This window comes from Gordonia sp. IITR100 (genome assembly GCF_002009645.1).
GTDB lineage: Bacteria > Actinomycetota > Actinomycetes > Mycobacteriales > Mycobacteriaceae > Gordonia > Gordonia hongkongensis.
Genome location: NZ_MVKV01000015.1, coordinates 50,166 through 65,583, shown reverse-complemented (window position 1 = coordinate 65,583; position 15,418 = coordinate 50,166). Strand labels below are relative to the sequence as shown.

At 69.7% G+C, this 15,418-nt stretch carries 7 protein-coding genes and 1 tRNA gene; 3 read left to right on the top strand and 5 right to left on the bottom strand.

Annotated features, from left to right (window positions below):
- The first annotated feature begins 124 nt into the window (after positions 1-124).
- Positions 125-2,176: a neutral/alkaline ceramidase gene (locus B1818_RS18325; protein ID WP_078113576.1), complete on the top strand. Its 2,052-nt coding sequence runs from the start codon at positions 125-127 to the stop codon at positions 2,174-2,176.
- Positions 2,177-2,233: 57 nt separating this feature from the next.
- Here B1818_RS18325 and B1818_RS18320 read toward each other — a convergent pair whose 3' ends face one another.
- The 3 genes from B1818_RS18320 to B1818_RS18305 form a co-directional block, all read right to left on the bottom strand.
- Positions 2,234-3,424: an Ig-like domain-containing protein gene (locus tag B1818_RS18320; RefSeq protein WP_058250283.1), complete on the bottom strand. Its 1,191-nt coding sequence runs from the start codon at positions 3,422-3,424 to the stop codon at positions 2,234-2,236.
- A 313-nt stretch (positions 3,425-3,737) separates the two neighbouring features.
- Positions 3,738-3,810: transfer RNA gene (locus B1818_RS18310), tRNA-Lys, on the bottom strand.
- A 127-nt stretch (positions 3,811-3,937) separates the two neighbouring features.
- Positions 3,938-4,162 carry a DUF3618 domain-containing protein gene (locus B1818_RS18305; protein WP_058250014.1) on the bottom strand — a complete coding sequence of 75 codons (225 nt, stop codon included), beginning with the start codon at positions 4,160-4,162 and terminating at the stop codon, positions 3,938-3,940.
- Between the two features lie 150 nt (positions 4,163-4,312).
- Here B1818_RS18305 and bcp point away from each other — a divergent pair, with 150 nt between their 5' ends.
- Positions 4,313-4,789: a thioredoxin-dependent thiol peroxidase gene (bcp, locus tag B1818_RS18300; protein ID WP_055474734.1), complete on the top strand. Its 477-nt coding sequence runs from the start codon at positions 4,313-4,315 to the stop codon at positions 4,787-4,789.
- A 10-nt stretch (positions 4,790-4,799) separates the two neighbouring features.
- Positions 4,800-5,426, top strand: a complete 627-nt coding sequence (locus B1818_RS18295) for a TetR family transcriptional regulator (RefSeq protein WP_055474733.1) — start codon at positions 4,800-4,802, stop codon at positions 5,424-5,426.
- Positions 5,427-5,439: 13 nt separating this feature from the next.
- Here B1818_RS18295 and B1818_RS18290 read toward each other — a convergent pair whose 3' ends face one another.
- On the bottom strand, positions 5,440-5,832 hold the full coding sequence (locus tag B1818_RS18290) for a holo-ACP synthase (protein WP_055474732.1): 393 nt from the start codon (positions 5,830-5,832) through the stop codon (positions 5,440-5,442).
- A 38-nt stretch (positions 5,833-5,870) separates the two neighbouring features.
- Entirely contained in the window at positions 5,871-15,134 is a 9,264-nt protein-coding gene (locus tag B1818_RS18285; protein WP_078113575.1) for a type I polyketide synthase, read from the bottom strand.
- Between the last annotated feature and the right edge of the window lie 284 nt (positions 15,135-15,418).

Sequence of the window (15,418 nt, the reverse complement as noted above, 5' to 3'; positions counted from 1 at the left end):
GCGACGACAACGACTGAGTTCGACGTCCTGAACTGATCTCGACCACACGGCCGCGCCGTCAGGGTGTGTGCCGCGATGACACCGCACGTCTGCCGGTGTCGTCCGACGCCCGGAAGGACGGCACGTGGACCTCACGCGCAGACAGTTGATGGCCGGTGCCGCCGCGACCGCCGCCGCGGCCGGGCTCGGGTCCGGCCTGTCCGCCGCCCCGGCCGGCGCGTCGCCCCCGGGGTCGACGAGTTACCTCGTCGGCTGCGGCATCGGAGATGTCACGGGCGCGGTCGCCGGCCAGGGCATGATGGGGTATTCGAATCCAGAGCAGGTCGCGGCCGGGCTCCTGCAGCGTTGCTGGGCGCGGGCCTACATCATCGTCGATCCCGCCACCGGGCAGCGCGTCGTCTTCCTGACCGCCGACCTCGCGTGCCTGTTCCAGTCGCACCACATGGGCCTGATGGTCAAGCTGCGCAACCGATTCGGCTCCTTGTACACCGAATCGAACGTGAATCTGAATGCACAGCACACGCACGCCTCCTGCGGCGGCACGTCCTGGGACTACGCGTATTCGCTCGCCGCGTTCGGGTTCAAGAAGAACTCCTACGACGCCGAGATCGACGGCATGTTCGCCGCGATCGTTCGCGCGCACGAGAATCTCGCGCCCGGCAGCGTCACGATCGGCCGCGAGGAACTGCACGACGCCAGCCGGAATCGATCCCGGGTCGCCTTCGACGCGAACCCGTCGGCAGACAAGCGGCACTTCCCCGATGCGATCGACCCTCAGGTGACGGTGCTACGACTGCGGCGGCACGACGCCTCCGGCGGCCGGGATGTCGGTGCCATCACCTGGTTCCCGACACACGGCACGTCTCTCACCGACCGCAACGTCCTCATCGCCGGCGACAACAAGGGTTACGCGAGCCACCTGTGGGAGCGCACCCAGCCCGGGTTCGTGGCCGCGTTCCCACAGACCAACTCCGGCGACATGACGCCGAACCTCGCACTCGCGCAGTTCGATCCGCGCGGACCGACATCGGACAACAGACGCAACTGCGAACTCATCGGCGAGCGTCAGTACGTCGCCGGACGGCGAGGCTTCGAGGCGGCCCGCCCGATGACCCGGGGCGGCGTCGACTCCATCGTGCGGTACGTCGACATGTCGGCGGTCCGGATCTCCGGTACCTACACACCCGACGGCCGACCGGCGTCGACCACCCCCGCGATGATGGGTGCCGGCGCGGTCGCGACCAGCAGCGAGGACAACTACGAGAAACCGCTCCCCTTCCTCGTGGAGGGCATGACCAATCCCCTCGTCACCGCGCTCGGCGGAGACCGCGTCCCGCCGATCGTACCGTGGATGCGAGACATGCAGGCGCCCAAACTGATCGCGTTCCCGCTAGGTCTGCTGCCGCCCTCGGGCTGGATCCCGGCGGTGGTGCCGCTGCAGCTCATGCGCATCGGCGAACTCGTGCTCGTCGCCGTACCCGCCGAGGTCACCGTCGTCGCGGGTCTGCGGCTGCGTCGAGTGGTCGCCGACGAACTGCGGACCGACGTCGACAACGTCCTCGTGCAGGGGTTCGCGAACGCCTACACCCAGTACGTCACGACGCCCGAGGAATACGACCTGCAGCACTACGAAGGCGGCGAGACCCAATTCGGGCGGTACACCCTGTCCGCCTACCTGCAGGAGTTCGCCGCGCTCGCCGCGGCCATGTCGTCCGGACGCCGGATCGGCCGTGGTCCGGCGCCGGTCGACAAGTCCGGACTGCAACCCGACCTGGTGCCCCCGGTCCCCGCCGACCGTCCGATACCGGGCCGACGCTACGGCGACGTCCTGCGTGAACCCGACGCCACGTACCGCCCCGGTTCGATCGTGACCGTGCAGTTCGTCGGCGCGCATCCCAACAACGACTTCCGGCACGGCCGGACCTATCTCGAGGTGCAGCGGCGTACCGGCAGCGAGTGGACGACGGTCGCCGACGACAACGACTGGTCCACGGAGTTCCGGTGGGCGCGCCCGGCCGGCAGCACCGACACGTCGCGGATCACGATCACCTGGCGGTCGCCGACGGACGCGTCCGGGATGTACCGCATCCGCTACTTCGGGGACAGCCGCGATGCGAACGGGTCGACGAGGCCCGTCTCTGGGACGAGTCGCACGTTCCGCGTCGGGTCCCGCTGACGCACGGACGCCACCGACCGCGCTGCGGTTCGGTGGCGTCCGAAGGCGTGCTGAGCGTCAGGCGTTGTCGGCGTTGCCCTTGCGCCACACCGACCATGGGATGTTCCAGTCGCCGAGACCATCGGTGCCCGACAATGTTCCGCCCGTGGTGTTCTTCACGATGACCGGGTCGCCGCGGAGGGTGTTCTCCATGACCCAGAGAGCGTTCTCCGGACTCAGGTTCAGGCAGCCGTGACTCGTATTGGTGTTGCCCTGCGCCCACACCGACCATGGTGCGGAGTGGAAGAAGATGCCGCTGTAGGACATCCGGGTCGCGTAGTCGACCGGGGTGCGGTAACCGTTCGACGAATTGACCGGCACGCCGTAGGTCGACGAGTCCATGATGATGTGGTCGTGCTTGTCCGAGACCAGGTAGATGCCGTTGTCGGTCTCGTCGCCGGCCTTGCCCATCGACGTCGGCATGGTCCGGATGACCTTGCCGTCGCGTTCGAAGACGACCTGCTTGGTGTTGTCGTCGGCCGTGACGATCATCGAGCGTCCGACGGTGAAGTTGGTCCGCACGTTCTCCTGGCCGAAGAGTCCGTCACCCAGGTCGATGCCGTAGGTGTTGACCGCGACCCGCACCTTGGTGCCCGGCTTCCAGTACTCCGCCGGCCGCCACCGGACCTCGCTCGGGCTGATCCAGTAGAAGGCCCCTTCGACCGGAGGGTCGGTGGTGATCCGGATGGCGCGCTGCGCCGCACGACGATCCGCGATCGGCTCGTCGAACTTCACCGCGACCGGCTGTCCGATACCGACGGTCTCGCCGGGACTCGGTGTCAGATACGCCTGCGTCAGGTTGTTGGGGCTGCTCGTGGTGAAGGTGACCTTCTTGGTGACCGCACCACCGATGCCCACCGCGTCGGTCTCCAGGGTGTAGGTGCGGTTGTAGCCGAGGGCCTCGTTGCTGACCCACACCGTGTCGTTGTCGGCGAGGGTGCCCTTGACGGGGGTGCCGTCGGACTTCTTGATCAGCACCCGGCTGATGGTGCCCTCACTGGTCTTCACCTTGATGGGCGCACCCGGCTGCACGCCGACGGCGTTGTCGTTCAGGGGACGTTCGGCCCACTCGGTGATCTCGAGACCCGGCTTGAGCAGATCGTCGAAGAGACTCGAACTGCTGACGTTGTCGGAGTACGACGCCTCCTGCGTGCACGACGTCACCAGCGCGACGATTGCCAACATCACACCGCTGATGATCAGCGGCATCCGCCGAGTACGACCGATCCCCATCTCACTCCCGCCTGTCGACGCCCCGACCCCGAACCGGTCGGTCACGCTGCCCCGCAACCTTGAGAACACTGCACACCCCGAATCCGAAACGGACATTCCGAACCCCGATGTCGCGGACCAGTGTACGAGAGATCGGACCGAACGCTTCGGCCGTCATCCATTCGAGCGGCGTGTTGCGCACCCGAAACGCCGAACGTTCATCTGCCGTTCATCGACCACCGGCCGCGGTCGAAACCGTCTGAGACGCCACAAGACGCCTCGCTCGATGCGAGGCGTCTTGAGTACTCTGTGCGCCATCAGGGACTCGAACCCCGAACCCGCTGATTAAGAGTCAGCTGCTCTGCCAATTGAGCTAATGGCGCTTGGCGGTGCGAGATGGAACCTTACAGGACCCCCGCGGCAGAAGTGAAATCGCCTGGTCGGAGTGGCTTCTGCCGTTCGACGGGCCCGTGCGGACGAGGTCGCGCCGCCGATTGCTGGATCAGCGGGTCATCGCGAGGCGACCTTGCGGACGACGACGAGCAGGACCAGGGCGCCGACCCCGGCGAGTGCGTACTTCACCGCAGGCGTCTGCAGTGTCGCGAGAGCCTTCGACTTGGCGTCGTCGGCGAGCCGCTGGGGGTTGGCGCGCTCGGCCAGCGCGTCGAGCGTGCTGGCGAGGTCCTCACGGGCCTTGGCGATGTCCTGCTCGATACGTTCGGTATCTCCGGCCACGTTGCATCCTTCCGGCGCTTCTCGTTGGTCTTCTCACTTCCCGGCCGCCGCACGACCTCTCGGCGCCGGGGACGAACCGCCAGATGGCAGCGACTCGATGCTACGACATCCCGGCATCCGGGCATGTCGCCATGCACTAGCCTGGCTCTCATGGCTGAGACCACCACCCGACTGTCCGTGGGCGACACGGCGCCGTCGTTCACGCTGCCCGACGCGAACGGCGACCCGGTCTCGTTGTCGGACTACGCCGGCCGCAAGGTCGTCGTCTACTTCTATCCCGCAGCGGCCACCCCGGGGTGCACCAAGCAGGCGTGCGATTTCCGCGACAACCTCGGCGAGCTGAACGAGGCCGGGATCGCGGTCCTCGGCATCTCCCCCGACAAGCCCGCGAAGCTGGCGAAGTTCGTCGAGGCCGAGGGCCTGACGTTCCCGTTGCTCAGCGACCCGGAGAAGAAGGTGCTCACCGAGTGGGGCGCATTCGGGGAGAAGAAGATGTACGGCAAGACCGTCACCGGCGTCATCCGGTCGACGTTCCTGGTCGACGCCGACGGCACGATCGAACTCGCGCAGTACAACGTCCGGGCCACCGGACACGTCGCCAAGCTGCGCCGCGACCTGTCCGTCTGAGCCGGCCCCGATGCCCGAGTCCGCCGAACCGCTGGTGCCGCGCAAGCGGCCCACTCAGGAACGCAGCAAGCGCAAGTTCCAGGCGATGCTCGAAGCAGCACGCGAGCTGTTGATCGACGTCGGGTTCGAATCGCTGACCTGTGAGGAGATCGCGACCCGGGCCGAGGTCCCCATCGGCACGCTCTATCAGTACTTCGCGAACAAGTACGTCATCGTGTGCGAGCTGGACCGCCAGGACACCGTCGACGTCCGCGAGGAACTCACGGCGTTTTCCTCGGAGGTGCCGTCCCTGGAGTGGCCCAGCCTGCTCGAGAAGTTCCTCGATCACCTGGCGGCCCTGTGGCGCACCGACCCGTCGCGGCGGGCGGTGTGGCTGGCCGTCCAGTCGACACCGGCGACCCGCGCCACGGCGTCGCTGAACGAACGGGTGCTCGCCGAACAGGTCGCGCGGATCATCGCGCCGCTCACGCCGTCGCAGCGCGAACGCCGCGAGATGATGTCCCAGGTGCTCGTCCACACGGCCTACTCGCTCCTGAGCTTCTCCGTACAGGACGGCCACGACCACGACGAGACCGTCGCCGAACTCAAGCGGATGCTCGCCGGCTATCTGCTGCTCGAGGAGTCGACGACGGTCTGAGAGCCGCGCGGGGCTACCTGCCCTCGAGGATGGCCACCGCCGCAGCGGTGTCCCCGTCGTGGGTCAGCGACACATGCACGGTCGTGTCGCGCAGATGCTCGCCGATCTCGCCCGACAGACGGATGGCCGGACGGCCCCACGTGTCGGTCACGACCTCGATGTCGCTGTGCCGGATCAGCGGCAACAGCGGCGACCGCGAGAAGCGGCTCACCGACCACGCCTTCACGACCGCCTCCTTGGCCGCCCAGCGGGCGGCCAGATGCCGGGCGTCGTCGCCGGTCCCGGCGGCCGAGTCCCGACGCTCGCCGACCGTGAACCGGTCGGCGAACGTCGTACCCGGCTGCCGGAGCTGCTCGCCGAACTCCGGGATCGACACGATGTCGATTCCCACACCGAGAACGCTCATCCCTTGGTAGTCGCTCGCGCCATTCGCCTCACCGGGTGTCACCGACCACCCGCCACCGGCTCACCGGCGACGTAGACGTCGGCGCCGTCCAGACGGGTCTGCGGATCGAGGAGCATGCCCGCCTCGGCGTCGTGCTCGTCGACCGACTCGTCGAAGCGACGGTTCGGCGGACGCTGGTAGGCAGGCTCGCCACCGCAGATCGACTGCAGGAAGCGCTGACTACCCTGGCGGGTCCGCTCGTCGGCGCGCTGACGGTAGGCGTCGCGCTCCTCCGGGTTCAGCGAGGCGATGAACGCCTCCGGGTGCACCACCGCGATCAGTCCGGACACGTGACCGAAGCCGAGGCTGGTCAACAGGCCCGCCTTGAGCGGGAACCGCTCGCCGAGCTGAAGGGTCTCCCGCGGCCAGACCAGGTGCGGGTACTCGGCCATCTTGTCGTCGACACAGTCGAGGCTGCGGTTGGGCGGGATCACGCCGTCACGCAGGATCTGGCACAGACCGATGAGCTGGAAGGCCGCCGCGCCACCCTTGGCATGACCGGTCAGCGACTTCTGCGACACCACGAACAGCGGTGCGCCCTTGCCGCGGCCGATGGCCGCCGCGAGCCGCTCGTGCAGTTCGGACTCGTTCGGATCGTTCGCCTTGGTGGAGGTGTCGTGCTTGGACACGACCGCCACGTCGTCGGCGCTGACGCCGAGCGAACCGAGCGCACGTGCCAGCGGCGAGGACAGTGACCCGCGAGCCGCGCCCAGGGCACCGAGACCCGGAGCCGGGATCGAGGTGTGCACACCGTCGCCGAAGCTCTGCGCCCACGCGACCACACCGAGCACCGGCAGACCCATCTCGGCCGCGACATCGCCGCGGGCGAGCAGGATCGTGCCGCCGCCGGCCGACTCGACGAACCCGCCGCGTCGGCGATCGTTGGCACGCGAGAACCGGCGATCGTCGATGCCGCGCGCGGTCATCTTCGCCGAGTCGGCGGTCGCCGACATCGCGCCGAAGCCGACGATGCCCTCGATACCCAGGTCGTCGAAGCCGCCCGCCACCGCGAACAGCGCCTTGCCGAGGCGGATCTTGTCGACGCCCTCCTCGACCGACACAGCTGCGGTCGCACATGCCGCCACCGGGTGGATCATCGCGCCGTAGCTACCGACATACGACTGGACCACGTGTGCCGCAACGATGTTCGGCAGGGCCTCCTGCAGGATGTCGTTGGCGTTGGCCTCGCCCAGCAGGGTGTTGACGTACAGGTCGCGCATGGAGGTCATGCCGCCCATACCGGTGCCCTGCGTGTTGGCGACCAGACCGGGGTGCACCCAGCGCATCAGTTCGCTCGGCGTGAAGCCCGACGACAGGAAGGCGTCGACCGTGGCCACCAGGTTCCACAGGGCGACCCGGTCGATCGACTCGACCATGTCGGGGCTGACGCCCCAGCGGGTCGGGTCGAAACCGGTCGGGATCTGACCGCCCACGGTCCGGGTCAGCGCGAACTGGCGCGGAACGCGGATCTCGGTGCCCGCCAACCGGGTGACCTGCCAGTCGCCGTCGGCGTTCTGCGTGACCCGGGTCTTCTCCGGGTTGGCACTGGCGAATGCTCGCGCCTCGGCCTCGGAGTTGACCGTGAAGGTCAGGTCCTCGTCGACGAAGACCGAGGTCAGCAGCGGCGAGGTGTTGTCGACCATCGCCCCGTCGTCGGCGTAGCGGCGGATACCGCAGCGGGCGACGACCTCGTCGTGGTACCGCTCGGCGATCTCGCTCTCCGGCACCGGGTCTCCGGACGCGGTGTCGTACCAGCCCGGCTTCGGCGCCGAATCCCAGTGCACCAGTCCGGTGTTCCAGGCGAGCTCGAGAACGCCTGCGGCCGACAGCTTCTCGTCGACCTCCATCTCGAAGCGGGTGCGGGCCGAACCGAACGGGCCGAGCTCGCCGGCACCCACGATGACCACGAGGTCCTCGGGTCGGGCGTCGATCGACGGCCACTGCGGACGCATCGCCTTCGGGGCGCGCGCCGGTGCCGGCAGCGCCGCGACGGTCGTCGCCGACTCCTCGTCGGTGTCCGCGGACTCCTCGGCGGCCGCCGCCGCGGTGGCCGCGATCGCCTTGAGGTCGGTCGAGCTGTCCAGGCCGCCGGTGAAGTCGGCCAGGATCGGCGCACTCACCGCGGCCGACCGCTGCTCGGGGCTGCACAGGGTGAGCAGGTTCGCCGCCATCTCGTCGGTGCTCCAGGTGCGCACACCCGCCGCCTCGACCGCGTCGACCATCCCGTCGTTGTGACCCATCAGCCCGGTGCCGCGCACCCAGCCGATCAGTGCGTGGGCGAGCGTCGTCTTGGAACCCCAGGACTCCTCGGCCGACCAGCGCTGTACGAGTGCGTCGAGCGAGGCCTTGCTCTCGCCGTAGGCACCGTCGCCGCCGAACATGCCGCGGTTCGGCGAACCGGGCAACACGACGTGCACGCGGGCGGCGATGTCGTGATCGGAATGGACTTCGGCGAGACCGCCGATGAGCCGCTCCACCGACCAGAGGAGCACCTTCATCTCCAGCTCGGCGCGACCGCCGGCGTCGGTGAGATCACCGGCGACCCGCGGTGCGGCGAACGGGAACAGCAGCGTCGGCTTCATCGCCGGCTTCACCACTGCCGTTGTGCCACCGAGGTTCTCCGTCTGCTCCCCCGCGAGCCAGCCGACGAGGTCGTCGACATCGGCGTACGACGCCATGTTCGCGGGAGCGATCCACAGCGCGGCACCGGCCCGGGCGTTCTCGCGGTACAGCTTCTTGTAGAAGGCGAGACGGTCGGAGTTCAGGCGCGACGTCGTGGCGATCACGGTCGCGCCGCCGGCCAGCAACCCGGCGACCACGCCGGCGGCGATCGAACCCTTGCTGGCACCGGTCACCACGGCGATCTCGCGGCTGTAGGCACCCTTCTCGGGATTCTCCGCAGCGTGCGCGATCGCGCCGAAGATGCGGCCGTGCACGGCGTTTCCGTTCGCGAGGGCCTTGCCCTGCCACCAGGTGGCGTGGTCGGCGACGGTGTCACCGGCTCCGGCGAACCCGCCGACAATGGTGTCGAAGTCGGCGTCGAGGTCCTGCTCGTCGGTCAGCCAGAGTCGGACGAGATCCTCACGGGCGGTTGCCCACCGGTCGTCGATGAGGACGACCTTGGCCGCGTCGAAGGCCGGCGCCACGGTACGGGCCCAGTCCGACCCGAGTTCGGCGCTGACCAGCTCGGCGAGCTCGGCGTTCGGGTCGGCCACGGCCTCGGCGAGATCGGCGACCTCGGCGAGTCCGAGCTTGTCCAGCAGGGTGTACGCGGCCGAGGCCAGCGCGCCGGACCGGCCGGTGATCTGCTCGGTGAACTCTCCCAGCGCCGCGGCGTCGACCGTTGCGCCACCACCGGATTCGGCGGCCGGCTTGCCGACCGGGATGCCCTTGTCCGCACCCACCGCGGACACGGCCTTGTCGATGAGGGTGTCGAGTGAATCGGTGTCCGTCAGCGGGCCGTCGAGCAGATTGCCCAGCGCCTCGCCGCGGACGGACGCGCCGTCCCTGGTGCCCAACGCCAGCGCGACGGTGGTGTGCAGACCCCACCCCGGACCCAGCTGCCAGACACCCGACACGCGGTCGGTGATGTAGTTCTGGCGCTTGCCCAGCGGGCCGAGCACCTTGCGGACCTGGTCGCTGACCGCATCGGTGAGCACCGCACCCAGCGGCCGGTAGCCACGGGCGAGGGTCTCCACGGTCGACGACAGCGCGGTCATGTCGGCTTCGGCGGCACCGTCGATGGCGCCGAGTCCGAGCTCGCCGCCGATGTCGAGGAGCAGCTGGTTACGACGCGACGACACACCGTCGCAGAGCGCCTCGATTGTGTCCGCGGACCCGATCTGGTCGACGCGCATCTTGGTCCACAGCGCAATCACGGACTTCACCGCATCCGACGGCGTGAACGCGATGTCGTCGGGACGCGGGCCGCCGGCGGGTGCCGCCGGTGCCGCGGGAGCAGCAGGCGCGGGCGCCGCCGCGGCGGCCGGAGCCGCGTCCGCCGCCGACGTCTCGGCCGCTGCGGGAACGTCGAGCTCGTCCTCGTCGGGCTCGTGCCCGGCGTCCTTGGCCAGGATCGTGTCGGTGTCGCGCTCGACGTTGAGCACCTCGGTGGTAGCCGCGGCGTAGTCGTCGAGCTTGAGGGTGTTGGTGGCCAGACCCGACAGCGTCGGGGCGCCCTTCAGACCGATCTCGACGAAGCGCTGGACTCCCAGCCCGTTCCGCTCGGGACCGCTGAACAGCAGTTCCTGGGTCTCGATCCACCGCACCGGGCTGGCGAACTGCCAGGCGAGCAGCTCGATCAGGATCACCCGGGCCAGTTCGCTCGGGGTCGCCTCCCAGGCGTCCCAGTCGGCGAGGACCTCGTTCAGCGGATCCGACGGCACCAGCGCCGCGATCTCCTCGACGAAGTCGCGTCCGAGGTTGAACAGGCGCGGCACCAGGTTGGGGATGTAGCGGCCGATCAGGATGTCGATGTCGATGTCGGCGGGCAGCAGCTCGGCGAGCTTGCCGCGGAATTCCGGGACCCCGGCGCGCAGCACGCTCGAGTGGAACGGGACGTCGATGCCCGGGATCAGGATGAACGCGCGCTTGCCCCCGAATTCCGCACGCCGCCGGTCGATCTCGGCCTCGAGCAGTTCGAGACCGCGAACCGTGCCGGCGATCGCGTACTGCGAGCCGAGGAGGTTGAGGTTGACGACCTCCAGGAACTCGCCGCCCGCGGCGCCCACGCCGGACACGAAGTCGGTGACCTCGGCGTCGGCCAGACCGAACTGGCTCGGCCGGATGGCGGCCATCCGATAGTCACTGCGCCCCTGCTCATCTCGCGGGACGAGGTGATGCATGGCCTCGCCGCGCTGGAACACGACTTCGAGGACGGCCTCGAGCGGGAGGACGCCGGCGCATGCGGCGAGCGCGTTGTACTCACCGACCGAGTGACCACACGTGATGGCACCCTCGACGAAGCCACCGGACTCCTTGAGCTCGGCGATCTGCGCGACACCGAGCGTCGCCATGGCGACCTGGGTGAACTGCGTCAGGTACAGCACGCCGTCGGGGTGGTTGTAGGTGGTCCCGTTGGCGACGAGCGTCGTCGGGTTGTCGCGGACCACGGCGAGGATCGAGAAGCCCAGCGCCGCACGGGTGTGCTTGTCGGCACGATCCCAGATCTTGCGGGCGGCCTTCGACCGCGAGCGGGCGTCGAGTCCCATGCCCTTGCTCTGGATGCCCTGGCCGGGGAACGCGTAGACGGTCCGCGGCGCGGCGAGCAGACCGGTCGCGCTCATCACGAGGTTGTCGCCGACCTTGGCGCTGACCTCGACGACCTCGTTGCCGTTGTCGAGACCCACGCGGTCGACGCGCACCGAGATGCGGTCGCCGAGCCGGACCATGCCGAGATAGCGTGCGGTCCAGCCGATCAGCGGACGAGGCGATGGCGTCGGATTCTTCGCGTCGGTCGCGGTGACGACCTGCTGCGCGGCGGCCGACAGCCACATCCCGTGGACGATCGGGTCGCCGAGACCGGCCAGCTTCGCGGCTGCGGCGTCGGTGTGGATGGGGTTGCGGTCACCGGACACGACGGCGAAACCGGTCATCCGGTTCGGCGCGGTGATGGTGGCCGTCCGGAGCAGCTTGCGGGTGGCCGACTGCTCGGCGGCGGGTGCACCGCCGGCCCGGGCCGGGTCGGTGAGCTCGGCGGCGCCCAGACGCCCACGGATCGCGAAACGCTCCTCGAGCGTCGCGATCGGGCCGGCTGGTCCGGCGATCTCCACCGTGACCTCGACGACACGACCGACGTCGGCATCCCGGACCGCGCCGGTCCGTGCGGTGACGGTCAGTTCGGCTGCGGTGGCGGGGATCTCCCCGGTCAGCGCGATCGCGTGATCGAGGTGGACCAGGTCGAGCAGACCCTCGACGACCGGGTCACCGGAATCGGTGCGGGCGGCGCCGATGACGCTGAACACGCTCGGCCAGCACGCGCCGACCAGGGTGTCGGGCACGGCGAAACCGAACGGGTCGGTCGGGGTGGTCGGGCGCAGGTGCGGCGGCAGGGAGAACCCGGTCACCGCAGCGTGATCGGCGACCGAATCCGGCTGCCAGGAGACGGTCGTGACCGACACGCCGTCGGTCACCTCGGCCAGGCTGCCGCCGGCGGCCACGGTGAGGATCTCGCGCATCGCGGTCGACGCGTCGTCGAGGCCCACCAGCGGCGAACCACCGTCGCGCAGGCTTTCGCCGGCCAGCAGCGGGATACGCACGGAAGCGCCCGAGATGGGGACGACGAGGTCGAAACGGGTGGCGTCGGAGTCGGCGGAGACCTGCTCCAGGACGGCGCCGCTGACGGCGTGTTCGGCCCGCTCGGGTCCGACCACGGTCCAGGCGTCGCGATCGCCGAGCAGCGCGATCGGGCTCGCCACGATCCGGCCGGCCCAGCTGACGTCGTCGGACTCCAGCACCGAGGTCAGCACGCCGGCCTCCTCGGCCAGCCCGGCCCGGTGCCGGGAGGCGACGGCGACCGGGCGCTCGCCGGTGGCCTGCAGATCGGACGCGACCCGGGCCTCGAACCGATCGAGCAGTTCGCCCACGGGCTCGTCGACGCGGGTGATGCCCGCGACGGCGACCGGCCCCGGGATGACGCAGACGGCGTCGGCGCCGTAGCGCGGGTCGTGGGCCTGCCACAGGGAGTCACTGCGCCACCAGCGGCGCACGTCCTTGTCGATCACCGGCACGAAGTTGACGGGCTTGCCGGGGGTGCGGCACAGCTCCAGGAAGAACGCGACGTCCGCGGGATGCAGGATGTCGGTGTCGATCTCGGGGTACACGCTGCCGAGCGCGTCGATTGCGGCATACGCATCGGCGGCAGCGGTGACCTCGGCGAACATCGTCGGGATGGGCCCGGAGTCCTGCGGGTGCATGCGCGCCTCGGTGCGCTGCAGCATCTCCACGAAGCGCTGCTGCCAGGTGATGTCGGCCCACGGGACCTGCTCGCCGCGGGCGTCACCGACGGCCAGCGCGGCGTACCGGTCGAGCCACTCGCGGTAGGTCATGGTGGCGACGTCGCCGAAGTACGGCTTCGCGGTGTCGGCCATCGCGGCGATGATCTCGTCGCGGCGGGCGGCCACGGCGTCGGCGTCACCGGCGACCTCGTCGAGCAGCCGGCCGCACCGCGACGCGGTGTTGTCGACCTCGTGGATGTCGGCGCCGAGCTGCGAACGGCCGGACGCCATTCCGGCGGTGGCGTGACCGGCGCCGATCCACTCGTCGATGCCGGCGGTGTCGACGAGGAGCTGCTTGACCTCGGGGGTGGTCGTCGCCTCCTTGGCCGCCATGGCGGCGGTGCCGATGAGGATGCCGTCGAGCGGCATCGTCGGGTAGCCGTAGCCGGCCGACCAGCTGCCGGTGAGGTATTCACTGGCGCGCTCGGGCGTGCCGATGCCACCGCCGACGCAGATCACGACGTTCGGGCGGGCGCGGAGCTCGCCGTAGGTCGCGAGCAGCAGGTCGTCGAGGTCTTCCCACGAGTGGTGGCCACCGGCGCGGCCGCCCTCGATCTGCACGATGATCGGGTGATGCGGAACCTCGGCCGCGATGCGCACGACGGACCGGATCTGCTCCACGGTGCCGGGTTTGAAGGCGACGAACCGGAGTCCGGCCTCGACGAACTCGTCGACGAGCGCGACCGCGTCCTCGAGTTCGGGTATGCCCGCCGAGACGATGACGCCGTCGAGCGGGGCTCCCTGCGCGCGGGCCTTCTGCACGATGCGCTTGCCGCCGAGCTGCAGCTTCCACAGGTAGGGGTCGAGGAACAACGCGTTGAACTGCGCCTCGCGTCCCGGCTCGAGCAGATCGGTGAGCGTGGCGATGTTGCGCGCGAAGATCTCCTCGGTGACCTGACCGCCACCGGCCAGCTCGGCCCAGTGTCCGGCGTTGGCCGCGGCGGCGACGATGGCCGGGTCGACGGTCGTCGGCGTCATGCCGGCGAGCAGCATCGGCGAACGTCCCGTGAGGCGGGTGAAGGAGGTCTCGACGACGGTACGGCCGTCGGGCAGCTCGACGAGGGTCGGCGCGAACTGCGACCACGGGGTCGCGACCTCGGGCACGCCGCCGGGGCTGAACAGGTTGCGCTGTCCGACTCGCAGCGCGGCGGGCACCAGGCCGACGCCCTGCCCGCGGACCAATGATGCGGTGAGACGGGTTGCGATGTCCCCGGGACCGAAGTCCAGGACCCACTTGGCGCCGCCGGCCACGATCGAGTCGACCGAGGCGACCCAGTCGACGTGCCCGACGAGGATGTCGTGGGCGTGGCGGGTGGCGAGGTCACGGTCGATGCCGCAGCGGTCAGCCCACTGGCCGACCAGCTCGACAGCCTCTGCCATCGCCGGGTGGTGGAAGGCCACCGACACCTGCAGGTGGTCGAACTTCGGCGCGAACGGCGCCCCGCCGGTGAGCTTGCGCTTGCGCTCGTCGGCCTCGGTCGCGGCGACCCGCTCACAGAGGGCGGCGAACGCGGCGAGGTGCCGCGGTGCCCCGGACAGCACGACGGCGGTGCGGCTGTTCTTGATGGCGACCACCGGGGCGGTCGTCAGATCGTTGTCGGACAGGCCGGCGCGGTACTGCGCCAGGATCTCGTCGACGCGAGCCGGGCTGACGTTGGTCAGTGCGAGCATCGGCGTGCCGTCGGTGGTGACACCCAGCCCGCGGCGACGCGCGGTCAACGAACCGGCGGCGCCGATGAGGTGCGCGACGGCCAGCAGCAGGCCCTGACCGGACTCGGCGATCCGGCCGTCGGCGCCCACCGCATCGGTGGCCAGCGAGCCCTGGGAATGCCCGACCACGGCCTTCGGCGGGAGCACGGCGGTGTCCAGGCCCTGCTTGCGGAGTGCCTCCACGGCGGCGAGCTGGGTGAGCAGCACACCCGGACCCGAGAGGGTGAAATCGGCGAGAGTGGCCTCGGCGGGCACGTCTTCACCTGCGTCGTGCGCGTGCACCCAGGTGAGCGGGTGGAACCCGGACACCCGTGCCACGACGAGTTCGTCGGCAACCGGCTCGACGAGCCGTTCGGCGGAATCGACGATGGTGGCGACCCGGTGTTCCAGGTCGGCGTCGACGACCAGCTCGGTCAGCGTGGGCAGCCATGCGCCGCCCTGCCCGCCGAAGCTGATCGCGTAGGGCTCGCCCTGCGTGAGCCGCTCGATGAGCGTGGTGGTGGGCCGTTCTGCGTTGGCGGCGCCCTGCGAGCCGGAGCGGAACTGGTCGACGGTCACGGATACTCCTCTGTGGTGGTCGGTCTCAGAGTGTGGACTTGCGGAGTGCGTAGGTGCGGTGCAGTAGATGTCTGTGGGTGTTGTGCGGTTGGTCTGCGACTCGCGGCGGCGCGATAAACGCTGTCGGCAGCGGCCTTTCCGTGCGCTGACAGTGATCGGTCTCGCCGCCGTCGCGCACGACCGGCCGCGGTGGCGACACCGCCGGGTCGAACTAGCTGGTACAACAAAGGAACACGCCTGCCGCACAACAACATTGGCGCGCACCGGTTTTGTCCGGAGCCGGC